This window comes from Pseudoalteromonas sp. CNAT2-18.1 (genome assembly GCF_022347865.1).
Taxonomy (GTDB): domain Bacteria; phylum Pseudomonadota; class Gammaproteobacteria; order Enterobacterales; family Alteromonadaceae; genus Pseudoalteromonas; species Pseudoalteromonas ruthenica.
The window spans coordinates 426,473-449,214 of record NZ_JAKRFR010000001.1; the positions used below are offsets into that span (position 1 = coordinate 426,473).

At 47.4% G+C, this 22,742-nt stretch carries 23 protein-coding genes; 8 read left to right on the plus strand and 15 right to left on the minus strand.

The genetic code is table 11. The features are described 5' to 3' along the window. Nucleotides 1–143 precede the first annotated feature (143 nt). From MHM94_RS01850 to MHM94_RS01875, 6 genes are all read right to left on the minus strand, one after another. The gene (locus MHM94_RS01850) at nt 144–536 is read right to left on the minus strand and encodes a hypothetical protein (protein WP_235418558.1); all 393 of its coding nucleotides are present in this window, start codon (nt 534–536) and stop codon (nt 144–146) included. A gap of 59 nt (nt 537–595) precedes the next feature. Beyond that, entirely contained in the window at nt 596–988 is a 393-nt protein-coding gene (locus MHM94_RS01855; RefSeq protein WP_235418561.1) for a hypothetical protein, read from the minus strand. A 69-nt stretch (nt 989–1,057) separates the two neighbouring features. Beyond that, nucleotides 1,058–1,369: a hypothetical protein gene (locus tag MHM94_RS01860; protein WP_235418563.1), complete on the minus strand. Its 312-nt coding sequence runs from the start codon at nt 1,367–1,369 to the stop codon at nt 1,058–1,060. A 149-nt stretch (nt 1,370–1,518) separates the two neighbouring features. Further along, nucleotides 1,519–1,911 carry a hypothetical protein gene (locus MHM94_RS01865; protein WP_235418565.1) on the minus strand — a complete coding sequence of 131 codons (393 nt, stop codon included), beginning with the start codon at nt 1,909–1,911 and terminating at the stop codon, nt 1,519–1,521. Nucleotides 1,912–1,968: 57 nt separating this feature from the next. Then, nucleotides 1,969–2,460, minus strand: a complete 492-nt coding sequence (locus MHM94_RS01870; protein WP_235418567.1) for a hypothetical protein — start codon at nt 2,458–2,460, stop codon at nt 1,969–1,971. Nucleotides 2,461–2,467: 7 nt separating this feature from the next. Further along, complete coding sequence (locus MHM94_RS01875) at nt 2,468–3,913, minus strand: hypothetical protein (RefSeq protein WP_235418570.1); 1,446 nt, start codon at nt 3,911–3,913, stop codon at nt 2,468–2,470. A gap of 421 nt (nt 3,914–4,334) precedes the next feature. Between MHM94_RS01875 and MHM94_RS01880 the strand changes: the two genes are divergently transcribed. The 6 genes from MHM94_RS01880 to cyoE all read left to right on the plus strand — a co-directional run bounded on the left by MHM94_RS01880 (nt 4,335) and on the right by cyoE (nt 9,860). After that, entirely contained in the window at nt 4,335–4,733 is a 399-nt protein-coding gene (locus MHM94_RS01880; protein ID WP_235418572.1) for a hypothetical protein, read from the plus strand. A gap of 389 nt (nt 4,734–5,122) precedes the next feature. Further along, complete coding sequence (gene cyoA / locus MHM94_RS01885; RefSeq protein ID WP_081604430.1) at nt 5,123–5,989, plus strand: ubiquinol oxidase subunit II; 867 nt, start codon at nt 5,123–5,125, stop codon at nt 5,987–5,989. 2 nt (nt 5,990–5,991) lie between these two features. Beyond that, complete coding sequence (gene cyoB / locus MHM94_RS01890) at nt 5,992–7,980, plus strand: cytochrome o ubiquinol oxidase subunit I (protein ID WP_235418575.1); 1,989 nt, start codon at nt 5,992–5,994, stop codon at nt 7,978–7,980. Further along, nucleotides 7,977–8,606 (plus strand): cytochrome o ubiquinol oxidase subunit III, encoded by a 630-nt coding sequence (cyoC, locus tag MHM94_RS01895; RefSeq protein ID WP_053909576.1) that lies wholly within the window; start codon nt 7,977–7,979, stop codon nt 8,604–8,606. Before cyoB ends, cyoC begins: the two co-directional genes overlap by 4 nt. Next, complete coding sequence (gene cyoD, locus MHM94_RS01900) at nt 8,603–8,959, plus strand: cytochrome o ubiquinol oxidase subunit IV (RefSeq protein WP_239348332.1); 357 nt, start codon at nt 8,603–8,605, stop codon at nt 8,957–8,959. The genes cyoC and cyoD overlap by 4 nt, the downstream gene beginning before the upstream one ends. Before the next feature lie 16 nt (nt 8,960–8,975). Further along, complete coding sequence (gene cyoE, locus MHM94_RS01905; protein ID WP_151173900.1) at nt 8,976–9,860, plus strand: heme o synthase; 885 nt, start codon at nt 8,976–8,978, stop codon at nt 9,858–9,860. Between the two features lie 56 nt (nt 9,861–9,916). On the opposite strand, the gene MHM94_RS01910 is transcribed toward cyoE, so the two are convergent. After that, nucleotides 9,917–10,825: a histone deacetylase gene (locus tag MHM94_RS01910; RefSeq protein WP_235418579.1), complete on the minus strand. Its 909-nt coding sequence runs from the start codon at nt 10,823–10,825 to the stop codon at nt 9,917–9,919. A gap of 131 nt (nt 10,826–10,956) precedes the next feature. Here MHM94_RS01910 and MHM94_RS01915 point away from each other — a divergent pair, with 131 nt between their 5' ends. Next, nucleotides 10,957–13,218 (plus strand): TonB-dependent receptor, encoded by a 2,262-nt coding sequence (locus MHM94_RS01915; protein ID WP_235418583.1) that lies wholly within the window; start codon nt 10,957–10,959, stop codon nt 13,216–13,218. Between the two features lie 50 nt (nt 13,219–13,268). Here MHM94_RS01915 and MHM94_RS01920 read toward each other — a convergent pair whose 3' ends face one another. Continuing rightward, nucleotides 13,269–13,628 carry a MerC domain-containing protein gene (locus tag MHM94_RS01920; RefSeq protein WP_235418586.1) on the minus strand — a complete coding sequence of 120 codons (360 nt, stop codon included), beginning with the start codon at nt 13,626–13,628 and terminating at the stop codon, nt 13,269–13,271. A gap of 149 nt (nt 13,629–13,777) precedes the next feature. On the opposite strand from MHM94_RS01920, the gene MHM94_RS01925 reads away from it, so the two are divergent. Next, nucleotides 13,778–14,806 carry an NADP-dependent oxidoreductase gene (locus MHM94_RS01925; RefSeq protein ID WP_022946429.1) on the plus strand — a complete coding sequence of 343 codons (1,029 nt, stop codon included), beginning with the start codon at nt 13,778–13,780 and terminating at the stop codon, nt 14,804–14,806. Between the two features lie 39 nt (nt 14,807–14,845). On the opposite strand, the gene MHM94_RS01930 is transcribed toward MHM94_RS01925, so the two are convergent. From MHM94_RS01930 to MHM94_RS01960, 7 genes are all read right to left on the minus strand, one after another. Beyond that, nucleotides 14,846–16,750: a hypothetical protein gene (locus MHM94_RS01930; protein ID WP_235418588.1), complete on the minus strand. Its 1,905-nt coding sequence runs from the start codon at nt 16,748–16,750 to the stop codon at nt 14,846–14,848. A gap of 27 nt (nt 16,751–16,777) precedes the next feature. Then, nucleotides 16,778–17,620 (minus strand): hypothetical protein, encoded by an 843-nt coding sequence (locus tag MHM94_RS01935; RefSeq protein ID WP_235418589.1) that lies wholly within the window; start codon nt 17,618–17,620, stop codon nt 16,778–16,780. Further along, complete coding sequence (locus MHM94_RS01940) at nt 17,613–18,293, minus strand: iron-containing redox enzyme family protein (RefSeq protein ID WP_235418592.1); 681 nt, start codon at nt 18,291–18,293, stop codon at nt 17,613–17,615. The genes MHM94_RS01935 and MHM94_RS01940 overlap by 8 nt, the downstream gene beginning before the upstream one ends. A gap of 2 nt (nt 18,294–18,295) precedes the next feature. Then, complete coding sequence (locus tag MHM94_RS01945; protein ID WP_235418593.1) at nt 18,296–19,396, minus strand: beta-ketoacyl-ACP synthase III; 1,101 nt, start codon at nt 19,394–19,396, stop codon at nt 18,296–18,298. Nucleotide 19,397: 1 nt separating this feature from the next. After that, entirely contained in the window at nt 19,398–19,955 is a 558-nt protein-coding gene (locus MHM94_RS01950) for a hypothetical protein (RefSeq protein WP_022946431.1), read from the minus strand. A gap of 69 nt (nt 19,956–20,024) precedes the next feature. After that, nucleotides 20,025–20,483: a dihydroneopterin triphosphate diphosphatase gene (gene nudB, locus MHM94_RS01955; RefSeq protein WP_235418596.1), complete on the minus strand. Its 459-nt coding sequence runs from the start codon at nt 20,481–20,483 to the stop codon at nt 20,025–20,027. Nucleotides 20,484–20,564: 81 nt separating this feature from the next. Further along, complete coding sequence (locus MHM94_RS01960) at nt 20,565–22,514, minus strand: sensor domain-containing diguanylate cyclase (protein ID WP_235418598.1); 1,950 nt, start codon at nt 22,512–22,514, stop codon at nt 20,565–20,567. Between the last annotated feature and the right edge of the window lie 228 nt (nt 22,515–22,742).

A 22,742-nucleotide genomic window follows, 5' to 3' on the forward strand; every position in this document is an offset into this window, starting at 1 on the left:
AGCAGTTAAGCCCTGCCTCAGGTTGCAGGGCGCTATGGTTGAATATAAGTTGTTTTGTGACCTTGTTTTACAAAAACACTGGTCAGTTATACAAAAAGTGCTGGGCCAGAACCAAAGACTCAATAATATTGGCAGAGCGTAAATTAATCGAAATGAGGGCGCAGCTGTTCACGCATTTCCATCATATTGCCAGGGTGGATTTCCCAGCGGTTTTTATCTTCGAACTCAAAATCGATTTTAAAGCGCTCTGTTTCGCCATCCATTTGAAACAGCAGTTTTATAAAACGCCAATCGCATTGCTCGTAAACTTCTTCACGGAATTCGAGTAAGGTATCCTCGAGCAACAGCAAGTCGTCTTCAATCCTGGCTGTAGCGAGCTCTACTTTATCGTTATCGTATAGGAAACCAGAGTTAGCGATGTGTCCTTCGTTAAATTGAAAAACAAACGAAAACGCTGTCCATGGGTTTTGCTGTACTTTCTTGCAGCGTAGAAATAGATCTGCAATGTATTGGAGACGTTCCATTGGTATATTCATACGGTGTCCTCTTGTAGGCGTTTGATGCATAAAATCGACAACCAACGCCAAAATAGCGATTAATCGAAATGAGGGCGCAACTGCTCACGCATTTCCATCATATTGCCAGGGTGAATTTCCCAGCGGCTTTTATCTTCAAATTCAAAATCGATTTTAAAGCGCCCGGTTTCGCTTTCCATTTGAAACAGCATTTTGATAAAACGCCAATCGCATTGCTCATAAACTTCCTCACGGAATTCACGAAGAGTATTGCTAAGTAGTAACATATCCTCTGCTATTCTAGCTGTTGCGGGTTCAACCTTGTCGCCATTATATAAAAAGCCGGAGTTAGCTATATGGCCATCATTGAATTCGAAAACAAACGTAAACGCTGTCCATAGGTTTTCTGCTACGTCCTCACAACGCAGGAAGAGGTCGGCAATATATTGGAGTCGTTCTGCTGGTATATTCATATTGTTCCCGTATCAGCGCTCTCGGGCCGTGCTAAAGTGAGCTCAAAGTTAGATAGGTCAAAGCATGGCTTACGTTAAGAGTTCTTCGAAGATAATATCGATATTTGCTAAGAATTCGTTATGGACTGGTGCGGTAAAATATCTGGAAGTTAGGACTCCAAAAGTAAAAGCCTCTCCTTCAGGAAGCTCGTCTCTAGGGTTCTTCTCATATTGAGCGCAGGCCAAAATAAACGCAAGTTGCGCTTTTATCTCAGGCTTAACGCTGGCAGTTGAGTCATCCGTTTCCAGCTTGAGTAACCTCAACGCATTTTGAGTCGCGCTCTCAAGTCTTATGAAATTCATTGTGCCAGTGCCTTGGGCTTTGATATCTGATCCTGTCATTTCACAAGGCATTAAATAACAAGGCCTTTTTATTAAATTTCTAAGAGGTGATTAACAATGCCAACGGTTCTGCTGTACGAAAAGTACCAGACTGATTGGCTGATACTTTTCGCAATCGAAGACCTGTAGTAGGCACATCAGAATAGGCATCAATCGAAATGAGGGCGCAGCTCTTCTCGCATCTCCATCATATTACCTGGGTGGATTTCCCAGCGGCTTTTATCTTCAAACTCAAAGTCGATTTTAAAGCGCCCGGTTTCGCTTTCCATTTGGAACAATAACTTTATAAAACGCCAGTCGCATTGCTCATAAACTTCCTCACGGAATTCGAGCAGAGTGTCGTCTAACAACAAAGGATCGTCTTCTATTTCGGCAGAGGCAGGGCGTACTGCTTCTGCGTTATATATGAAACCAGAGTTGGCCATATGACCTTCATTAAACTCGAAAACAAAGGCTAATTCTGTCCAAGGGTTTTGTTCTACTCTTTCACAGCGTAAGAATAGGTCTGCAATGTACTGTAGTCTTTCTGCTGGTATAATCATAAACCCTCTTATGAGCGCTTCAGTCGCTTTTGGCTATTTATATCTATATTAGAGCGTTCAAGCGTTTTTATAGTTTTGGGCTATACGCTTGAGTTCAGCAAGAATACCCTGCTCTAGTAGAGACATGTAAGGCAGTTGTAGCTCTGTATAGCTTGATACATCATCAGGTATTGAGAGATTTATTAACGTAATTCCCTTTTCACCTTCTGCTAGGCAATTCGGTGAGAAGCGTACTTTTAATTCTTGCTTATCAAAACTATTCTTAACATGACGTGTGTCAGCAGATAATCCACCCTCGCTCGGTAGTTTCATAAAGCCATTTTCTATGACGTCTACCACCCAATCGAGTGAACTTAATGGGAGGCTAAAGGTGCTTTGAATAACACTTTTTTTCAAAAAAGCTTGCTGTGCCTCGTTCAACTTACTCTCATTAAAAAAAATAAGAGAATCTTTCCCTTCAATTATATGCATTAATTTTTGAGGGCCAAAATAATTAGGAAAGGTTTTAATTAAACGATATTCAGAAGGAAGGTTATTAATATCCAGCATATATTTATTACCCTTTTATCGGCTTCGCAGGAACGCGAATAATAGCACCTAAGCTAGGGTGTTCTAGTTCGGCGATTGTTTTAGGGGAGCGTTCTAGTGTAATGCTCTCTAGCGTACCATGTTGATTTGCTGGAACATATCCAGAGTTGCCATTAGTCTTTGTTAGACCATCGCCGGAGAACCACTTGTTTGTGCCAATTTCACAGGTGTACTCGTGGCGGCAAAGGAATTTCTCTTTTTCATTTTTATCTTTAAAGTAGTTATTTGAAAAAGCTTTAACGTGCTCTTTATCGTATTGGTTGAGCTTTGCCTTTTCAAAGTCGTCCATAATTTTGCTGTACTCTTTAGAGTACTCTGGAGTCATTACCTCTTTTAACTTCTCTGGGGAGTGTTCATTTTTTTCCGATAAGTTTTTATTGCTAAACTCCTTAACACCCACGTCCTTCATCCGATCATAGGTTGGTACAAAGGTATAGGAGTCTTCGTTTTCCAAATACTTCTCTTGGTCTACGATAATAACTTCCCACTCGGCGTCCTCTTTCCAATTCATACCATTTAAATCGTTCAGCAGTTTAGGGTCTGTGTCAGCATTTTCCATTTGGTCAAAGGTAGTGGTCCAAGTGGTTGTCCGCCCCGACTCACGTTCAAAACCAAGCTTATCGTTAGGTCCTTTCTTTTCTTGTAAGGTGACAATAAAGCGCTCTTTTACAACGCCCTTTGCGGCTAAGGCTTCTAATTCACTCTGTGAATATTTAGGTTGATATTCGCCGGTCTCTTCTAGACGTTTACGCGCATCCGCCAAGCGCTGCACACACTCTTCCATGCTTTGCGGTGGTGCTTTTTTTGGTGCTGGCGCTTTTTTAGCGTTTGCTTCACTTGCTTGCGGTTCGCTTGCTTTGCTGGTATCCGCTTTTTTGCCTGCGCCGGTGACCACTGGGGCTGAGCTTGTGGAGTTGGGGGCGGGTGCCTTTTTCTCTGGGCTTGCCAAATCGGCGCCGCTGCTGCGCTTCGGTGCGCTTGAGCCAGCGACATCGCTACTGCGTGTTTTATCTGATTTTTGCAGCTGTTGTTTAACCACATTAGGGTGCTCGGCAATATCCCACAATTCGAACATCACTAAGCGTTCATCCACCAAAGCTTCGGCCACCTCGTTAAGCTGTGAAGTGACTGACTTATAGCCTGAGCCGAAGCTGGTGATATGTAAATAGTCGAACAAGGTGCTAATAATAAACTGACTATTGCGCCATGGGTCGAGATCATGCAAAAACTGCTCGGCGAATACACGCCCGGACCGAAATGCATAGATGGGATGGGGAAGCATAGGATCATCGGGGATATGTTCAGGGCGACACACCAAATGAGGATGACCAAAACTGCAATACACAATGTAACCGCGAGCGAATGCCGCAGGCGTTACTGGGTTGTAATCCTTGACAAGACTAGAGCTTTCCATAGCACACATAAATTGTTTTTAACTAGCGACAATATTACCCGATGTGATGCCTAAAAAAAAGCACAATAAAAAGAAAGCGCCCAGTCAGGGCGCTTATTCTACGCTATGGTGAAGGGGGGCCAATTCCTATGCACACCCCCTGTTTGAATCCAGTTAGAGAGGAACAAAAGGTGGTTGCAATTGCAAACCCTTCGCACGCTTTTACGGAACTTTATAAATAGAGCGATCACTTTTATTTTAAAAAAATAACAATCGCGTCTATCTCGTGGCTAGAGAACTAGCGCCTTACTTTAATGCGCGGGCTTAGGTGATTTGTTAGTTGCAACCTAGCATGCCTTTGTTATACTCGGCGCGAACTTTCAGTAAGTAGTGAAAGTTCCTAACCGATATTTCGCAATTAAACCCGAAGTGGATGTACACAGTGCTTTCAGCTAACACGAACAATTCAACCTTGCTAACGCAGCCGCTGGTGTCGGGCGCGTACTTTGGTCGTGGTGTTGTGCTTGCTTGTGTGCTCTTTGCGCTTAATACGGCGTTGTTGCTCAGCGGCTCCCTTGGAGATGCCATTGAGCTTGAAGCGCTAATGGGCGAAGGTTTAAGCCAAGAGCCTTGGTTGGTGGCGGCGATGCAGTTTTTTGCCCAGCCGGTGCTTAGCGCCCAGTTGTTAATTGGTTTATGTTGGTTATTGTTTCACTTTTTTGCGCCTAAGCGCGCAGCCATTTCGCTGCGTAAAGCGGCGTTTGACTTTGTCGCCCCCACCCGTTGCCAGAATCCTCAAGGCGCGCATGGGTGCCGCGCTCCTCCATCATTTGCCGGTTGATTGTTTTTAGTTGCTACCACTCAGGAAATGCGTGTCCTTGGTAGCGACCTCAGTGCGTCTGCTTAATTTTTGTCACTGACCACAGTCAACCCACCGCAGTGTTATTCGCGGTGCCTTGGGCAGCAATGCTAATTTATCTCTGCACACTCTATCTCAGTGAAGGTCAAGCTTTGCGCTGACTCAGTCGCCCATGCTGCGGCTGCAGAGAACCTTTGGCAAAGCAGCATTTTTGCATCTTAAAAATGCTCCCTTAACCGCGAATTTCGCTCTTTAAGCGCTGTATTTATGCGCTTGAAGTAGCTCAGGCCACTTTGTGGCGAGGTTTAACCTTTAGGTTGTAGGGTAGTGTTTTGTTAACTCGAAAACTCTTTTCATTCGCTTTCGCTCTTATGGTGTTGGCGCTCAGTGGCTGTAGTGGCGGAGTGCTGGACCCCAAGGGGCAAATTGGCATCGATGAGAAAAATCTCATTATTATTGCCACCGTTCTGATGTTGGTTGTGGTGATCCCGGTGATCATCATGACTTTGTATTTTGCCTGGAAATATCGCGATGGTCGCGACCATGAGATCTATGCCCCGAAATGGGCGCACTCGAGCAAAATAGAAGCGGCGGTGTGGACCATTCCCATCGTTATTATCATTGTGCTTGGGGTGATCACTTGGCGCTCCACACAAGCACTTGACCCATACAAGCCGCTGGCCGGTAAAGGGGAGCACTTAACCGTGCAGGTGGTGTCGCTAAATTGGAAGTGGCTATTTATCTACCCTGAGCAGGGTATTGCCACGGTCAATGAGCTGGTGTTTCCAGCCAATGTGCCGGTGGAATATAAAATCACCTCGCAAAGTACCATGAACTCCTTTTTTATTCCCCAACTGGGAAGCCAAATTTACTCCATGGCGGGCATGGAAACCCAGCTACACCTGATTGCCAACGAGCCTGGCACATTCAAAGGCTTTTCAGCCAACTACAGTGGCGCCGGGTTTAGCGGCATGAAGTTTAATGCCATTGCCACCCCCACACAGGCCGACTTTGATACCTGGGTTGCCAATGTCAAAGCCAAAGGGACTAAGTTAGACCAACACAGCTACGAGACGTTAACCCAACCCAGTGAATACCATCCGGTGAGCTATTACAGCGAGGTGGAACAGGGGCTGTTTCACAGCATTGTGATGAAGTACATGCAAGGTCACGGTGAAATGAATTACTACGCCAAGCCCGAGCATGCGGCGCATAACCAACATCGCGTCGAGGAGTGAAAATGAATCTATTTGGAAAACTATCAATTGAGGCCATTCCATACCACGAGCCCATTATTATGGTGACTTTGGCGGTTGTGGCTGTACTGGGTCTGCTGCTTGCAGCAGCGATGACAAAATATCAAAAATGGGGCGTGCTATGGCGAGATTGGATCACCTCCATTGACCATAAACGATTGGGCATGATGTACATAACCCTTGCCCTGATCATGTTATTCCGTGGTTTTGCTGACGCTATTATGATGCGTACTCAGCTGGCCATGGCTACCGGCGGGGCGGCCGGGTACTTGCCCCCTGAGCACTACGACCAAATCTTTACCGCACACGGCGTGATCATGATTATCTTTATGGCGATGCCGTTTATGATTGGGTTGATGAACATTGTGGTGCCACTGCAAATCGGTGCCCGCGATGTGGCCTTCCCATTTTTAAACAACCTGAGCTTTTGGCTTACGGCGGGCGGCGCAATACTGATTAATTTATCCCTAGGGCTTGGCGAATTTGCTAAGACTGGGTGGGTCGCCTATCCGCCGCTATCAGAGTTATCCTTTAGCCCCGGTGTGGGAGTCGATTATTATATTTGGGCGTTGCAGATATCAGGCTTGGGTACTTTGCTAACGGCGGTAAACTTCTTGGTGACGGTATTTAAAATGCGCGCGCCGGGCATGAGTTTGATGAAGATGCCTATTTTTACTTGGGCATGTACCTGGGCGAATATTCTTATCGCCGCATCGTTCCCCATTTTAACAGCGGTGCTGGCCATGCTCACCCTAGATAGATACATGGATTTCCACTTCTTCACCAATGAAGCAGGTGGTAATGCCATGATGTATATCAACTTATTTTGGGCATGGGGCCACCCAGAGGTTTATATTCTGATTTTGCCGGCGTTTGGTATTTTTTCTGAAGTGATCTCGACTTTCACTGGCAAGCGTTTGTTCGGCTACAAGTCCATGGTTTATGCCAGTGGTGCGATTTCTATTTTGGGCTTTATCGTCTGGCTGCATCACTTTTTCACTATGGGCTCCAGTGCCAATGTAAACGCCTTCTTCGGGGTGATGACCATGGTCATTGCGGTGCCTACTGGGGTGAAGTTGTTTAACTGGCTATTTACCATGTACCGAGGGCGTCTGCGCATCACCGTGCCGGTGCTGTGGACCATTGGCTTTATGATCACCTTTACCGTGGGCGGTATGACCGGCGTGTTGCTCGCCATTCCCGGCGCAGACTACGTGCTTCATAACAGCTTGTTTCTGATTGCGCACTTTCACAACACCATTATTGGTGGCGCAGTGTTTGGCTACCTTGCCGGCTTTGCTTATTGGTTCCCCAAAGCCATGGGCTATAAATTGGATGAGCGTTGGGGTAAGGCGTCATTCTGGTGTTGGCTGGTGGGCTTCTTTGTTGCCTTCATGCCGCTGTATGTACTGGGCTTTTTAGGTATGACGCGACGCCTAAACCACACCAACAACCCAGATTGGAACATCTGGCTGTACATTGCCTTTGTCGGTGCTGTGATCATTATGTTTGGCATCCTATTTCAGGTGATCCAACTGGTGGTGAGTTATAAAAACCGTGCGCAATTGCAAGATACCACCGGCGATCCTTGGAATGGCCATACCTTAGAGTGGTCTACGGCATCACCGCCCCAGTACTACAACTTCGCAAACACCCCGGTGGTACGTGATATTGACGCTTGGACCGACACCAAAGAGCAGGAGCAGGCTTATCAGCAAGGGCAACACTATGCGCCCATCCACATGCCGAAAAACACCTCAGCTGGCGTGCTTATGAGCGCCGCGCTTACGGCATTTTGCTTCGCCATGATTTGGCATATTTGGTGGCTTGCCATTGCCGGCCTTGGCGCCGCTATAACCGTGTTTATTAAGCGTTGTTACAGCAATGACGTTGATTACTATGTGCAGGTGGCTGAAATTGAAGCCATCGAGTCAGCCCATATCCACCATGCAACTGCGGAGGGTCGCTCATGAGTGCCACTACATCAACCGCTATTCACACCTTAGGTGAGGCGCATCACCCCGATTGTGCGCACCACGATACATCAAGCAATACCGTGTTTGGTTTTTGGTTATACCTGATGACCGACTGCCTGTTATTCGCGTCATTTTTTGCCACCTACGCGGTGCTGTACATGAACACCGCCGGCGGGGTTTCCGGCAAAGATATCTTTGAGCTTGACTTTGTTGCCCTAGAAACGGCCGCCTTGTTGCTCAGCAGTATTACCTTTGGTTTTGCCATGATAACCGCTAAGGCGCAAAAACAGGCGGCTACATTGAGCTGGTTGGCGGTTACTTTTGCCCTAGGGGCAGTGTTCATCGCTATGGAAGTGTATGAGTTTCATCACTTAATTGCCGCTGGCAATGGCCCACAACAAAGTGCGTTTTTAACCTCGTTTTTCTCTTTGGTGGGGCTGCATGGCCTGCATGTGAGTGCGGGATTGATTTGGATGAGCGTGATGATGATTGAGGTGCTGCGCCGTGGGCTTAAGGGGCAAACGGTAACGCGCTTAAGCTGTTTAAGCTTATTTTGGCACTTTTTGGATATTGTCTGGATTTGTGTATTTACCGTGGTGTATCTAATGGGGGTGATGTCATGAGTCACAGTGAAACTCACGCGATGGATAAGCTCGAGGCAGTCGCAGAGCAAGGCCTAGTTAATCACGCTAAGGATTATGTCATTGGTTTTGTACTCTCGGTCGTGCTCACCGGTGCACCGTTTTGGGCGGTGAGCAGTGGAGCGTTGTCGACAACCAGTACCTTGGCCACTGTGGTGGTGGCAGCCATAGTGCAAATTTACGTGCATTTAAAATACTTTTTGCATCTTAACTTTGTTAGTGAAGAAGGCAAAGCTAATAGTATCTCCTTTATTTTTAGTGCCCTTATCATCGTTATGGTGGTTGGCTTATCGGTGTGGATCATTTACGAGTCCAACGCCATGATGATGTATTAACGTCGAGGTCGTGCTTATGTTTCGTCGTTATTTTTCGGTGACTAAACCGGGGATCATCATCGGCAATCTTATCTCTGTGGCGGGGGGCTTCTTGCTGGCCGCACGCGGCGAGATAGACAGGCCACTTATGCTGGCTACGCTCATGGGGCTCTCGTTGGTGGTGGCCTCGGGGTGCGTTGTAAACAATGTTATTGACCGTGACATTGATGCCAAAATGGCGCGCACCCAAGGCCGCGTCACCGTCACCGGCGAAATATCGGCGTCGGCGGCACTGCTCCACGCCTTGGTATTGGCGGTATGTGGTTTTGGCGCATTAATCTACTACACCAATACCTTGGCGGTGGGCTTTGCTGCCTTTGGCTACATCATCTACGTGGGCGTATACAGCTTGTATATGAAACGTCACTCCGTGTACGGCACCCTGGTTGGCAGCCTCTCTGGGGCGGTGCCTCCGGTGGTGGGGTATGGCGCCGTCAGCGGCCAATTTGATGCAGGGGCAGCCATTTTGTTGCTGATGTTTTGCCTATGGCAGATGCCGCATTCCTATGCCATTGCGATTTTCCGTTATCAGGATTACCGCGACGCCAATATTCCGGTGCTCCCGGTGGCAAAGGGCTTAGCTAGAGCGCAGCGGCATATTGTTTTCTACATTGCTTTGTATGCCTTGGTGGTCATGCTATTGCCGCTCGGTGGCTACACCGGGCTCGCCTTTATGGCGGTGGCATGCACGACCAGTTTTTGGTGGTTGCTGATGGCCCTACGTGGCTATCGCCGCGATATTGATATGCATGGCTGGGCACGCCAAGTGTTTGCCTTTTCCATTGTTAATATCACCGTGTTGAGCATCACCATGGCTGTGGACTATCACGCTGCCAATCCACAGTTGCTGGTGCTTAATTAGCACCTTTTAGCAGCATTTTCCCAAAGTTAACCAAAGGCCCGTAAGGGCCTTTTTTCTTATAGTTGTGCAGCCTGCTCAACCACAATGGCATGGCGTGCCGCTAGGCGTTCATGGTCTTTATCGTAGCCGCCGCCAATTACCGTAGCCACTGGGGTATTGTGCTGTGCACAGCGCTTGAGCACTAAGCGATCACGTTGTGCGATCCCCTGCCAGCTGACATCCAGCTTACCTAGGCCGTCTTGCTGCCAGATATCAACGCCGGCGTCATACAACACTAAGTCGGGGTTTAGGCTGTCGAGCAAGTGCTTTAGGGTGTCATCGACCACGCCGAGGTATTCGTCATCGCTTATGTGATTGGCAAGACCGATGTCCAAATCACTGGGGCATTTGCGAAACGGGAAGTTCTTTTCACAGTGAATGGAGCAGGTAAAAGCATAGGGTTGATGTTGCAGCAGCGCGGCTGTGCCATCGCCTTGGTGTACATCAAGGTCAAAAACCAACACATTGGTCACTTCGCCACTATTAATCAGCGTTTGCGCCGTGAACGCTAAATCATTAACCATGCAATAGCCAGATCCAAAGTCATAATGAGCATGGTGAGTGCCCCCTGCCAAATGGCAAGCCACCCCATGAGCAAGGGCGAGGCGGGCTGTTTTCAGTGTCCCCAAAGGCGCGGTGAAGGTACGCGCCATTAAGTTGTGTGACCAGGGTAGGCCGATACGGCGCATCGCTTTGGCATCTAAACGGTTATGCCATAGGTCATGCACATAGTTATCGCAGTGAATTAAGCTGAGATCATCCGGGGTTCCGAGCGGCGGTTGCTCAAGGTTATCACCGACCAAGCCTAGGCCTTTTACATGATGGTACAGGCGCGCAAACTTGCTCATCACAAAGCGATGATAGGGGTCAAAGCTAAACGAGTAATTGGGGTGATAAACCAAAGGTAAATGCGGATTCAAGACCATACAGCAAACAGACTTAGCGATAACGAGAAGTTAAGCGTAACGAAAGAACCTAGAGTTTGTCTAATTTCCTTGAAAAGGAACTATCATTGTGATGATAATGTTATGTTGTATCATAACTTTTATAGTAAATCATGAATCTTTCACTTTCTCTTATCTCCTTAGCGTTAGCCAGCAGCCACAATGTAAATAGTGCCATTGAGCACATCGAAGTCAGCGGGCAGCATCAACTTCCTTCTGCAAGCAGTGAATTGATTGGCGCAAATATTGAACTCAATGGTACCCAATTAAACGAGTTAAAAGCACCAACACTCGGCGACACCCTTGATACGCTGCCAGGTGTGAGCGCAAGCCACTTTGGCCCCTCTGCTAGTCGTCCACAACTCAGGGGGTTCGGCGCTCAACGTGTGGTCTTAGCGACCAATGCGATGGCTGTGCGTGATATGTCTTCTATCAGTGCGGATCAACTCGTGCCGATAGAGCCTTTCTTTGCCGACAATATCCGTGTGATTAAAGGCGCCACTGCGGTGATCCCTTTTGGCGGTGAGGCGATGGCAGGCGTTGTCGATGTTGATGATAGCCGTATTCCAAAACAACTAAGTGCTTGGCAAGCGCAAGAAAAAGTCGAATTGCAAAGTGGCTACAATAGTGCCAGCTCATTGCTAGCGCAAACTCAAGGGCAGCAACAAGGCTTCGCCTTCAATGCCAATATTCTTGTGCGTCAACGAGGTGATTACAAAGTGCCAGACAGCGCCAAGGCACCGGTGTGTGCAAGCTGGTCAGAGTTAGTGATCGATGTGCGCCTAGCCGACCACTGTCAGGTTAAATTAGCGTCGCCGCAGTGGCAGTTTAACGGTGAAAAATGGGTTGATATTACCCCCATTGATGAGCAGATAATTAGTCACTATGGCCTCAATGATCAAGGGAAAGTTAGCAACTCTAGCAGCTATCAAACCTCTGGCTCAATTGGCGGAAGCCAGCTATTTTCAGAGCATCAAGAGCTCGGGTTTGCATACAGCTTTGGCAAAGCTAACCGAGGGATCCCTGGGTTTATGCATCTAGGGTCCGCAACGGCCCCAAAAGTAGGTCAAGCAGCGGATATTCGCATTTACTCTTCTTTTCATCGTATTGATGGCCGCTACAGTCAACACTTCAATACCCAAAGCTACCTAGACTACCTTGAAATTAATGGCTTTTATTCTCAACAAAGAGATGACGAGACGTTAGCTGGCACCTCCGTTAACCTGTTCGAAGTAGATGCTTTGCAACTCAATCCACGAATTGGCTTTACATGGCACGACCAAGCACCGGCCTCAATTGGGTTACAGATAGAGCGCAGTGAACATCGAGGCGAGGGGAGCGATAACTATTTGCCTGAGATCGAGGGCAAACGAGAGGCGCTGTATTTACTTCAAAACCTGCACTTGCAAGCATTGCAACTTCAGTTTGGCGCAAGGTATGACCATATTCAATATAAGCCGAATCTTGAAGGGAGTTATGTGCCCGGGCGTGGCCAAGGAGCAAACGTGCAGGAACGTGAGTTTCACTTGCAAAACTACAGTGTAAGCATGAATTATCATCCCGTGCCTATGTGGTCCCTACGTGCTAGCTACACTGATGCGCAGCGTGCACCTGCAATTAATGAGCTCTACGCAAGTAACCCCCATTTGGCTTTATTAATTGAAGAGCAAGGCAATACGCATTTAAATGTCGAACAAAACCGAGCGTTAGAATGGGGGACGCGCGTTACCTTGGGTGACCTACAATTGGCGGCGACATGGTTTGATAATGAATACACCGACTTCACTTATCTAGGAAATACTGGCGTAAACAGAGGGGGTGTGTATGTTCAAGAGTGGCGTCAGGCTGATACCGATAATCAAGGCTATGAAATTACTTTAGATTATTCATATACCTTTACAGACTGGGGCGTAATAACGCTATCTGCTTTCACAGACAGTGTAAAAAATACGCCTCGCTATCAGTTTGATGGCAGCTACGATCCTTTTGAACTAGATAACTTCCTAAACCCAGATAAAGCACAAGAAGCTGAATATTGGCGGCGCACTATGGAAGGAGACAGCATACCTAAAACTCCAGCGAATAGAACAGGCCTAAAGCTAGGTTGGCAGTATGATGGCTTGCGATTCACTGTAAATTACACACATCATGATAAACAACAAAATGTCGGTAAGCATGAAAGGCCTTCATCAAGCTATGCCTTGTTAGGTTTTGATGCCAGTGTTGTGCAACCTTGGTTAGGAGATAGCGGGGAATTATTTGTCAATATCGATAACATCACTGATGAAGATGCCCGTGCGCACCAAAGTTACTTACGCTTTATTGCTCCATTGCCAGGTCGCAGCATAGCCCTTGGATTGCGAGCGCGCTTCTAACTCATCGCCGGGGGGCGTTTAAGCCCCTCGTACATACTGTCAGATAAGCACTATACACACAGTGGCTTGGCTTTTTTTAACAACCAAAAATTGCGTAGATGCGCAGCCATCAGCAATAAACTGCCGACAACGGAGAAAAGCACCTCTAAGCTTGGCACAAATAACGCGGTGCCAAGCAGCGACAAGCCAATCAACGCGAGCAGTAACGGCAGTGGTTGATGATGTTGACGCAACCCCTGAGGAAGAGCCCATAACGCCAAGGCTGCAATAACGAGGAAAAGTCCTTGATGAATGCGCTCTGAGAACAAAAACTGCCCTAAAATAGATGTCGATAGCAAAAAGCCTGCGGGCAATACAATGCAATGGACTAGGCAAAAAGCACTGAAAAAAATAGCTAATTTATCTTTCATAGGTCCTCCCTTAAAATTCAAGTGTTATATTATAACATTTTATGCTGTATTGATATCTTCGCATCTTCAAAATAAATCGACGCTCAGCTATTGAAATTCATCGGCGTGTCCCAATTTAAATTTGAACGGCTATTCAAAAAGGAGTGACTATGTCATTATCAAACCGCCAGATCGTATTGAACTCTCGCCCTGAAGGTGAGCCCGTAGCAGATAACTTCCGCCTGCAAGAGGTGGACGCCCCGAAAGCGAAGCAAGGGGAAATGCTGCTGCGCACGATTTATTTATCTCTTGATCCCTATATGCGCGGGCGCATGAGCGACGCCGAGTCTTATGCCGATCCTGTGGCTATCGATGAGGTGATGGTCGGTGGTACGGTCTCCCAGGTTGTTGAATCTCATATTGAAGGATTTAAAGCAGGGGACTGGGTACTATCAATGAATGGCTGGCAAGATTACGCCATCAGCAATGGTGAAGGCGTTATTAACCTAGGCTCCCAGCCACAAAACCCATCTTATGCTTTAGGTGTTTTGGGCATGCCAGGATTTACCGCTTACATGGGGCTACTTGATATTGGCAAGCCACAAGCGGGGGAGACTGTCGTGGTTGCTGCGGCCAGTGGCGCGGTAGGTGCTAATGTTGGGCAAATCGCCAAGCTAAAAGGGGCAAAGGTTATTGGTATCGCCGGTGGCGCGCAAAAATGCAGTTATGTTAAAGATGAACTCGGCTTTGATGCCTGCATCGACCACAAAGCCGATGACTTTGCTGAGCAATTAGCCAAGGTTTGCGACAGCGGTATTGATGTGTATTACGAAAATGTCGGTGGCAAAGTGTTTGACGCCGTATTGCCGTTATTAAATACCGGTGCGCGTATTCCGGTGTGTGGCCTTGTGTCGCAATACAATGCCACCGAATTACCGCCAGGGCCTGATCGCTTATCATTGCTGATGGGGAAAATCCTTACTAAACGTATGACCATGAAAGGGTTTATCATTTTTGATGATTACGCTCATCGCTATGAAGAGTTTGCCACCGACATGCAAAAATGGGTGCAAGAGGGAAAAATTAAGTATAAGGAACACCTAATTGAAGGGCTAGAAAATGCACCTGAAGGCCTCAATGATGTTTTGGCAGGGCGTAACTTTGGCAAAATGGTCGTCAAAATAAACAACCCTGAATAACGGAAAGCGAGCCGAGGCGCTTGCCTCGGCGTTAAAACGCTAATGCTTTTTTAGTTGTCGTAGTGAGGTTACAGCGGTATTGGAAACTGAGTCAGATTCACTATTCGCCCAACCACCATAGTATGATGAATAATTAAAAATGATACTCTCACCCTCTGTTGCCAGAGGTGCAAAACTTTGTATAAGAGTTAATTCATTATTGTTTAAGGCATTTTGTACGATGCCAAAACATGTAGTAAAGTCAGTCGCTTGAGGACAATTATCATACTTTATAAAAACGACGCGGTTATCGTAAACTCCCCAAAAGTGTGTTGTCTTCTCACTTAATTCAACTTCATCGAGAGGGCCATCTGCACGTAAATTGAAACCCAATGTGCCATTGTCGTGAAAAACTGAGTAATAGATATCGTCATTTTCATTTACCCAATCTAGGTGCTCATACAAACCGGCAAAGCTTTGCACTGAAAGCGGCGGCTGCTCTTCGGCCTTCATAAACAGACTCATAGGTCTTTTTGTTGTATATACATGGCTTACATCTGGCGACACAAAAATATCGTCATCTTTGTGTTGGAAGAAACCTACCTTATATTCATTGCTTGGATTACCTAAAAGCATGTGGTCTGCTTTTATCTGGTAAGGAAACTTTAGCTCCAACGACCCTTCAGTGTGTGGAATAGTTAGAGGAAAGGTCAGCTCGCTGGCAGAATCAAAGATGACCTCAACCACTCCTTTAAATTGTGTTTCACTGGCAAGATCATCGTGAACTGATGCTAATCGACCAACATATTTTTGTCCGAATTCTAAAGAGGGGGGGGCTACTTTGTGCAGGCGATAGGTGGCGCTTAAAGAAGCATAGTCAGCTAATAAAGGGGCTAAGCCAATAAAGTCATCTACTTCGTAGCCATTTAATGAAGACAATACTTCGCCACTGTGCAGTGCATCATACACGACAAAGTTATCATCAACGTAAAGTGGCTCGATGTAATCGATGTTGCGACCTATCGTCACTTCTTCCCAACGAGGCGCACTGGCGTTTTCAAAGTCTTTAGAAAAACTAATCTCGGTTTCATTCACAGTGAAGTGCTCACCATCGAGTTTTCCAACTAGGCTAGCGTAATAAAAAGAGCGATCAGGTAACGAAACTTTCGCTTCTAAACGAGTTTCAGCGTTAGCGGTGAACAGCCCTAAAAATGTGAGTCTAGGGTCTATTGCTGTTGTAAAGTAGGCATCTTCGATTGCAGGAGCCGAGCGTTTGGCCATATTAAAAGTGTAGTTTTGCTCTAGCCCCTCGACATGGATACGCAGTTGCGAGTCAGACTCAGCGACGGCACGCAGCGTTGCAGTTTGTTGCTCACGCTCGCAATATGGGCCACATAAAGCAGGGTCAATAGCTAAATTCACAGCGGTCGCACTATTGTTTAACTCATAGTCAAACTGCTTCATGGTGTCATCAATAATTAGCGCGCCGGCATCATAACCATTAAATACAATATTAAAATCATTAGCGCTATTTGACCAAGCACCACGCAGTTCAGCGCGACTCAGACTGATGTCATCACGCCATTGCTCGGGGTTGTCATCTACTTCAACGGTTAAAGAGTAGGCTTGGCTAAGCTCACCGTCGGAAACGTTCAGTGCTAATTCGTGACTGCCAATATCAAAAAAACCCGGTGCCAACGTTAACGCGGCGGTATTTTCGGTAAGGTCCACAGTGACCCATTGTGGTTTGTCTTCAATGGTAAAGGTGAGCGCATCACTTTCCTTGTCGCTCATCTCTAGAGTGACCGTGGAGCTTTGCAAAGCTTTAACCGTGTTGTTGGCAACACCACTGAGCGATGGGGCCGTGTTTTGTGGTTGTGAAGGGGCACTTTCTGAATCAGAAGAGCTGCCACCGCAGCCAAAAAGAGACAGTGCAATAGCACTACAAAGAAGCGAATGTTTCATGTTTATTATGTAAATCCTTGTTGATATTTAGCAAGATGAGTCGCGCAGCTGTTCCAAGCGTGCGTACATATACTCGGTAAAAAAGCCATGCATTAAAAAGCGTTGGCTGAGGTTCCACGGCCCAACTAAATACAGAGGGTGTTTGTTGTAAGCCATTTCGGTGAGATTAGGTTCGCCAATCATTTGGCCAATGCGAATAGCCATAGATTGGTCCAGGTTAAAGCCATTAATGGCGTCGCGGTATTCGTCGCGTTTGAGCAGCAAACAAAACAGGCACATAAACAGTGCATGAGCACTTTCAAAGTCTAAAAACTGGCTCCAACGCTTTTCCACCTGAAAATCATCCATATTAACCGCTTGCCAATGGTGCCAATTAAGCTCAGTTTTAGGCTTTGATAGCGGTTGCCAATAGCCGAGCTGAGCAAAGGCTTTAAACAAGCACTGATCATGTTCAACAAAGCTGGCATGGCGCATATCATCAATGGTTTTTGGATATAGCGGCACTGGCTCAACATCGGCTTTATCACTATTGGCGATAATAAAATTCAAAATGTTGGACTCGGTGGCGTAGTGGCGCAAAATCAACAAATTAGCCTCCACACTCACAAAGTGGCGACAAAACCAGCAAATCAACTTTTGTAGTGGTCCATGGGCACTAAATTGGGGCAGCGGTAAGCGTTTAAATAACCACACCAAATGCAGCAAAATAGCGAAGAACCCTTGAAAAAGCGGGCGCACTAACCAGCGCAGCGGGTTGTTTAAGTCTTTAAGCCATAAATCCACAGCCGCTTGCTCAATGGGGATGGAATTATCAACGGCCAGCGCTTGCAACAGCGCTGAGTCGTTTTTATTGGTGCTATTATTAGCCATCGACTTCCTCCAATTGCAGGGCGTAAAGGCGAGCGACAACCTTGGCGGTGCGTAAAATAGCTTGCACTTGAGACTCGTTTTTACACACCCGGTCGATTAATTGATAAAGCTTTTCTAAGTGGGCATCGTCGTTTTCGCCGTGGTAGCGCATAAAACGAGTGTATTCACCCTCTAACGCGACACATTGCTCTATTTGCTTTGCCCAATCGCTGGCCATCTTGTGGCCTAGGCCTTCAATGATCCACATCGCGCCTATCATATCCACCGGGTTGGGCTGCGAGCCGCGATACATTAAAAACGCATGCAAGGCTTCGCTACCGGCGTTGCGAGGGGAGCTGAGAATATCGTCAAGTTGGCCGCCGGTGGCAAGGTAATCTTGCTCTAACACCTCGTAGTCGCGGTGCTCTTCTTGGGCATGACCAATGACCACGGCGCGCACATCGGCATAGTCTCTATCAAAGCTTGAAGCGGTGCGGGTGATCCAACGGGCTCCCTCAACCACCTGCTGGCGCAGATTAAGGAGTAATTTTTGGTAGTCGTGCACTGTAAACTGACCACGCTGTAGGCGCGCAATAATGTCGACGCGTCCAAGTTGGCGCTCAAAGTCGAACCAAATGCGCATTAGCCCTTGCAGGCACTGTTGGCCGTGCTCACTTAATACATAGTGTTCCATGTTTACTCCTGTACCACGGTTAATTTCATGTAGGCGTTATTAAAGCGGCCGCTTTCCGGCACCATACAGATAATGGTATCGCCTACGTCATACTGCTGAGTGCGACGAAATTCATCAAGCATAATAAAAATAGAGGCGCAGCCGGTGTTGCCGCGTTCATACAAGTTGGTGTACCACTTATGTTCGGGAATATGGCAGCCAGCGCGCTTAAGCATGTTGAAGATGGGCTGGCGAAAATAGTCGGATGAGTAGTGACACAGCAAATGGTCTATCTCGTCGACCTGGACACGGCCTTGGTCTAATAGCCGTAAAAAGCCATCCACGCCCAGTTTGACGATGTTATCGAGTAAGCGCACATCTTGGCGTAATAAAATAGCCCCTGCGGCCTCGGCATCGCGATAGCTGGGGTAATCCTGCCATGGCTTAGTGCTTTTATCCGCCGTACCCACCGACATACATACGGGGTAGGCATCGGCGTGCGAAAAACTGCGGATCCACTCTATTTTAAAGCAGGTGCCACGGGGTTGGCGCTCGAGCATGAGGGCGCCCGCGCCATCGGAGAGCATCCAGCGTAAAAACTCGGCGTTAAAATCTAGCTGCGCGTCTGCCGCCTCATAACGGCTGGCTTTGAACAGCCGCGAGGTGAGTTCACTGGCGACCACCATGGCCGATTCGTGCTCGCCAGCCAACAGCTGTAAATAGGCATTCTTTAATGCCATTAAGCTGCTCGAGCAAATACCGTGACTGGAGTGGATTTCTACATCACTGAGTGCCAGCTCGGCTTGCACCATAGAGGCAAACCCGGGCAGCACCAAATCACCTTGGCTGGTGGCTGCGCACAATAAGCCAAGCTGATGTTTATCAAGATAGCTTTGCGCAAGGCAGTCGGCACCCGCTTTAGCGGCCATTTCGGCGTTAGAAATAGTGGTGTTGTGATCGCTATCAATGGCGTAATGGCGTGTTTTAATACCATTGGATTGTAAAATGCGCTTTTTTAGGCGGCTTGCTTTGCCGTGCACATAACCCAGAAGCGGCTCAATTTGCTCATTATTAATGGCCGGGCCCGGCAAGTGGTAACCCGTGCTGGTGATATAAACGCTCACGTTAAAGTCCTTTCAAACTGCTGCGCAAGCAGCGAATATTTTCTTCTAAATAAGGGAACACACACAGCACCGCCATAAAGGTTAAGTAAGCGGGTAAGAACCAAGAGCCACCGTGAGGGTATTCCATCGGGGTAAGCTGCATTTGGCCTTGCCAATTGAGGGTGACTAAATCGACCACCACCGGCCAATTAACTACTGCGATGAGCGCCAACATATAAAGCGGCAAGGTCGCCAGGTAACTGTGTGCGTGCATCTCCCATATGCTGATGTGGCGCTTACCCGTCGCGTACGAGACATCCCAATGGGCCACCACCTCATGCAGCAGCCAAGCGGCAAAGCATATCAGCAGCACCAAGACATTTACGCGATATAGCAAACACATCAGGATAGGGATACCCACTTGGATGCCCATCACCGAGTGCATTAACGACTCTTTTAACCCAGAGGTGTGTTCGATATCGGTTGCGCGGTGACAACACCAGTCAATGAAGCCGGCAATGCCCCATAGCGGCAAAAAAACGAAGAGTAAGAGGTTGATCAGTATCTGTGCAGTATCCATAGCGTTCACACTTCCATGTTAGGAAGCAAAGATTACCACAGCAGATAAAGGCGGAACAAATATTCGTGTTTAACGGCTGTTATGTGCAAGCTTCGAGCCGAGTGTGCGGATTTCTTGCGCGTTACTGTCAGACCAGGCTTTGGCGCTGGCTTGATTGGCATCAAGCCACAGGTAACTAAGGTGCTCGTCGGCGGCCAGTTGGATTGGATAACGCTTGGGCAAGCACAATGAGAATACATACTCGGTATTCACCGTTGCCCCCGGTTGATAGCGATAGCGCCATTGCTCGCGGATAGCATAACGGTGGCAGCGCTGTTCATCCACCAGCCTGAGTTGCTGTTGGCTAATATCAATGCCGGTTTCTTCGAACACTTCGCGAGCTGCAGTAGCACAGGGGAGCTCACCCTCATCAATACCGCCGGTAACCGATTGCCAAAAGTCAGGGTCATCAGCGCGTTGTAGTAACAGAAATTCGCCCTCGAGGGTGTAGATAACTACGAGTACAGAGTAAGGTTGGCGTAGGCTCATATTCGTTGATAACTGCAATTAAAAGCACAGGGTGCATTAAGATTTAAGTATTGTCTATGGTGCTGATACGTAGACCAACGCCTAGTCGCTCACTACGCAATTACGACCCTGATGCTTGCCCTGGTATAAACAATTGTCTGCTTGTTTTAAAAGTGCGCCGGGGTGGGCGGTGGTTTGCTCAGTAGAGGCAACACCTATTGTGGTGGTTACCGAAATGCTGTGTTCGTGCGCTTGAATGTGGCAATGCTCCACCTGACGGCGTACTTTTTCTGCCACATGGCGTGCTTGTGCCAAGGAAGTATTGGGTAAAATAACACTGAATTCTTCACCGCCAATGCGAGCAAAAATATCGTACTTACGTAAAATGGCGCTGATCTGCATGGTGGCTTCTTTGAGCACTATGTCACCGGCATGATGGCCATATTGGTCATTAATCTGTTTGAATAAATCAAAGTCGATGATCATCAGCGATACATGGGTACCATCTCGCTCTGCGCGAGCTAGTTGCTGCTGCAATTGTTCATTGAAATGACGGCGATTATACAGCCCGGTGAGAGGGTCGGTTGTTGATTCGCGCAGTAAAGTGAGCTCCAAGCTTTTACGATCGGTAATATCAATCACCATGCCAGACCATAACACTGTGCCATCGAGCTGGCGCTTGGGAATAGCATGAGCGAATAACCATTTCTCTTCATTGTCTTCAAGTTCCACTTTAAACTCGCACTCCCAGTCATCCAGGCTTTGCGCGGAATTTAAAATAGAACGTACCACCCGCTGACGATCGTCGTGGGCGATTTTGGTAAGCAACGAGGCGGGGTCCTGTTGCACTGCTTCGGGTGCGACTTCAAAGATGCGCGTACATCCCTCGCTTATGTAAGGGAAGTGCCAAGAGCGCTCAGCCGTTAGCGCAAATTGATAAATCATTCCCGGAAGCACTTGTGCAAACGCATCCAGTCGATTCGAGAGGCTGACATTTTCGCTTTTATCGGTGAGCGAGCCCACTAAGTAATCTTGGCCATTATTCGCCGTGGTTTGCATGCGTTGGCTGTACTCAGTAAGCCAAATATAATGGCCGTCTTTGTGGCGAAACCGAAAGTCGGATTTAAACACCCCTTGTGCCCCTTCTTTGCGCCAGTGGCGGGTTTGTGTGTCCTGTGCATCTAAATCCTCAGGATGAATATGTTCGCGCCACCAGTGCGGGCTTTGTACGAAATTTATGCGGTTATAGCCGGTAATGTGGCTTATCTGCGAAGAAATAAAACTAAAACAACAAGGCTCATCAAAGGGGGCTTTGTAAATAGCGGCAGGGACACTGTCGATGATGGTTTTAAGCTCGTTTCTTACTTGCGTGAGCTGCTTCAAGTCATGCACGCGTTGGGTTATATCGATATGAGTGCCAGAGATCCACTCGGGTTTGTCATCTGCGGTGCGGGTCACCACTTTGCCGCAATCTCGAACCCAAACCCAATGACCCTGCTTGTGCTTCATGCGCACATCACATTGATAAACAGGGTCTTCACCACTGAAGTGGCGGTCAAAGGCAGCATCCGATGCGTGTAAGTCCTCAGGATGGGCGTAGAGCAGCCAGGTATCAATTGAAATAGGTGAAAGCTCATCCAAGGTATAACCAATAATATTGGCCCAACGCTCATTTAACACAACCTCACCGGTTTGCATATTCCACTCCCACGTACCGGCTTGAGTGCCCTCTATTAAGGCCTCCAAACGCTCAGCATTGGAGCGCTGTCGGTAACCCTCAAAATGTTCGCTTAATGAGACCACTAAACTACTCTGATTACCCTGACACCATTGCGCTGTAGCAATAAAAGTACGTTGTTCAAGTTCAACTTGCAGGGTAATGTAAGGGGCTTGCTTGCAAAACGTAGTAAACACACACACATCTTGTTTGTTAAAAAATGAAAAATCATCAAAATGCAGACCTACATAGCGCTCAAGCTGAGCGGGGTGCGCAGCGCTGCAAACTCCTTGCGAGTCGAAAATAAGCAGTGATGTGTGCGACTGTGTCTGCAAAGTGCCTCCTTCCTTAGCCAAAACAATGACCTATTTAAGGTACCGATACTTTAGAGTGTATTTATTTCGATAGCTCATACAAAAGTATAGGCTAATTATTAAAAGCTATTTATTTTTAGTGCGTTACTAGATTAAAAAATGAGAAAACCGCAATATTTTTGCCCTCAATACGTTTAGCTTGGGTTCATTGGTGCACATTTACAGTAAAGTTATTGCGAAATGGTCAAC

What these genes read in the sequence shown, in the direction of transcription:
- MHM94_RS01850 (WP_235418558.1), bottom strand. Translation starts at nt 536, where the DNA reads ATGAATATACCAATGGAACGTCTCCAATACATTGCAGATCTATTTCTA.
- MHM94_RS01855 (WP_235418561.1), bottom strand. Translation starts at nt 988, where the DNA reads ATGAATATACCAGCAGAACGACTCCAATATATTGCCGACCTCTTCCTG.
- MHM94_RS01860 (WP_235418563.1), bottom strand. Translation starts at nt 1,369, where the DNA reads ATGACAGGATCAGATATCAAAGCCCAAGGCACTGGCACAATGAATTTC.
- MHM94_RS01865 (WP_235418565.1), bottom strand. Translation starts at nt 1,911, where the DNA reads ATGATTATACCAGCAGAAAGACTACAGTACATTGCAGACCTATTCTTA.
- MHM94_RS01870 (WP_235418567.1), bottom strand. Translation starts at nt 2,460, where the DNA reads ATGCTGGATATTAATAACCTTCCTTCTGAATATCGTTTAATTAAAACC.
- MHM94_RS01875 (WP_235418570.1), bottom strand. Translation starts at nt 3,913, where the DNA reads ATGGAAAGCTCTAGTCTTGTCAAGGATTACAACCCAGTAACGCCTGCG.
- cyoA (WP_081604430.1), top strand. Translation starts at nt 5,123, where the DNA reads ATGGTGTTGGCGCTCAGTGGCTGTAGTGGCGGAGTGCTGGACCCCAAG.
- cyoB (WP_235418575.1), top strand. Translation starts at nt 5,992, where the DNA reads ATGAATCTATTTGGAAAACTATCAATTGAGGCCATTCCATACCACGAG.
- cyoC (WP_053909576.1), top strand. Translation starts at nt 7,977, where the DNA reads ATGAGTGCCACTACATCAACCGCTATTCACACCTTAGGTGAGGCGCAT.
- cyoD (WP_239348332.1), top strand. Translation starts at nt 8,603, where the DNA reads ATGAGTCACAGTGAAACTCACGCGATGGATAAGCTCGAGGCAGTCGCA.
- cyoE (WP_151173900.1), top strand. Translation starts at nt 8,976, where the DNA reads ATGTTTCGTCGTTATTTTTCGGTGACTAAACCGGGGATCATCATCGGC.
- MHM94_RS01910 (WP_235418579.1), bottom strand. Translation starts at nt 10,825, where the DNA reads ATGGTCTTGAATCCGCATTTACCTTTGGTTTATCACCCCAATTACTCG.
- MHM94_RS01915 (WP_235418583.1), top strand. Translation starts at nt 10,957, where the DNA reads ATGAATCTTTCACTTTCTCTTATCTCCTTAGCGTTAGCCAGCAGCCAC.
- MHM94_RS01920 (WP_235418586.1), bottom strand. Translation starts at nt 13,628, where the DNA reads ATGAAAGATAAATTAGCTATTTTTTTCAGTGCTTTTTGCCTAGTCCAT.
- MHM94_RS01925 (WP_022946429.1), top strand. Translation starts at nt 13,778, where the DNA reads ATGTCATTATCAAACCGCCAGATCGTATTGAACTCTCGCCCTGAAGGT.
- MHM94_RS01930 (WP_235418588.1), bottom strand. Translation starts at nt 16,750, where the DNA reads ATGAAACATTCGCTTCTTTGTAGTGCTATTGCACTGTCTCTTTTTGGC.
- MHM94_RS01935 (WP_235418589.1), bottom strand. Translation starts at nt 17,620, where the DNA reads ATGGCTAATAATAGCACCAATAAAAACGACTCAGCGCTGTTGCAAGCG.
- MHM94_RS01940 (WP_235418592.1), bottom strand. Translation starts at nt 18,293, where the DNA reads ATGGAACACTATGTATTAAGTGAGCACGGCCAACAGTGCCTGCAAGGG.
- MHM94_RS01950 (WP_022946431.1), bottom strand. Translation starts at nt 19,955, where the DNA reads ATGGATACTGCACAGATACTGATCAACCTCTTACTCTTCGTTTTTTTG.
- nudB (WP_235418596.1), bottom strand. Translation starts at nt 20,483, where the DNA reads ATGAGCCTACGCCAACCTTACTCTGTACTCGTAGTTATCTACACCCTC.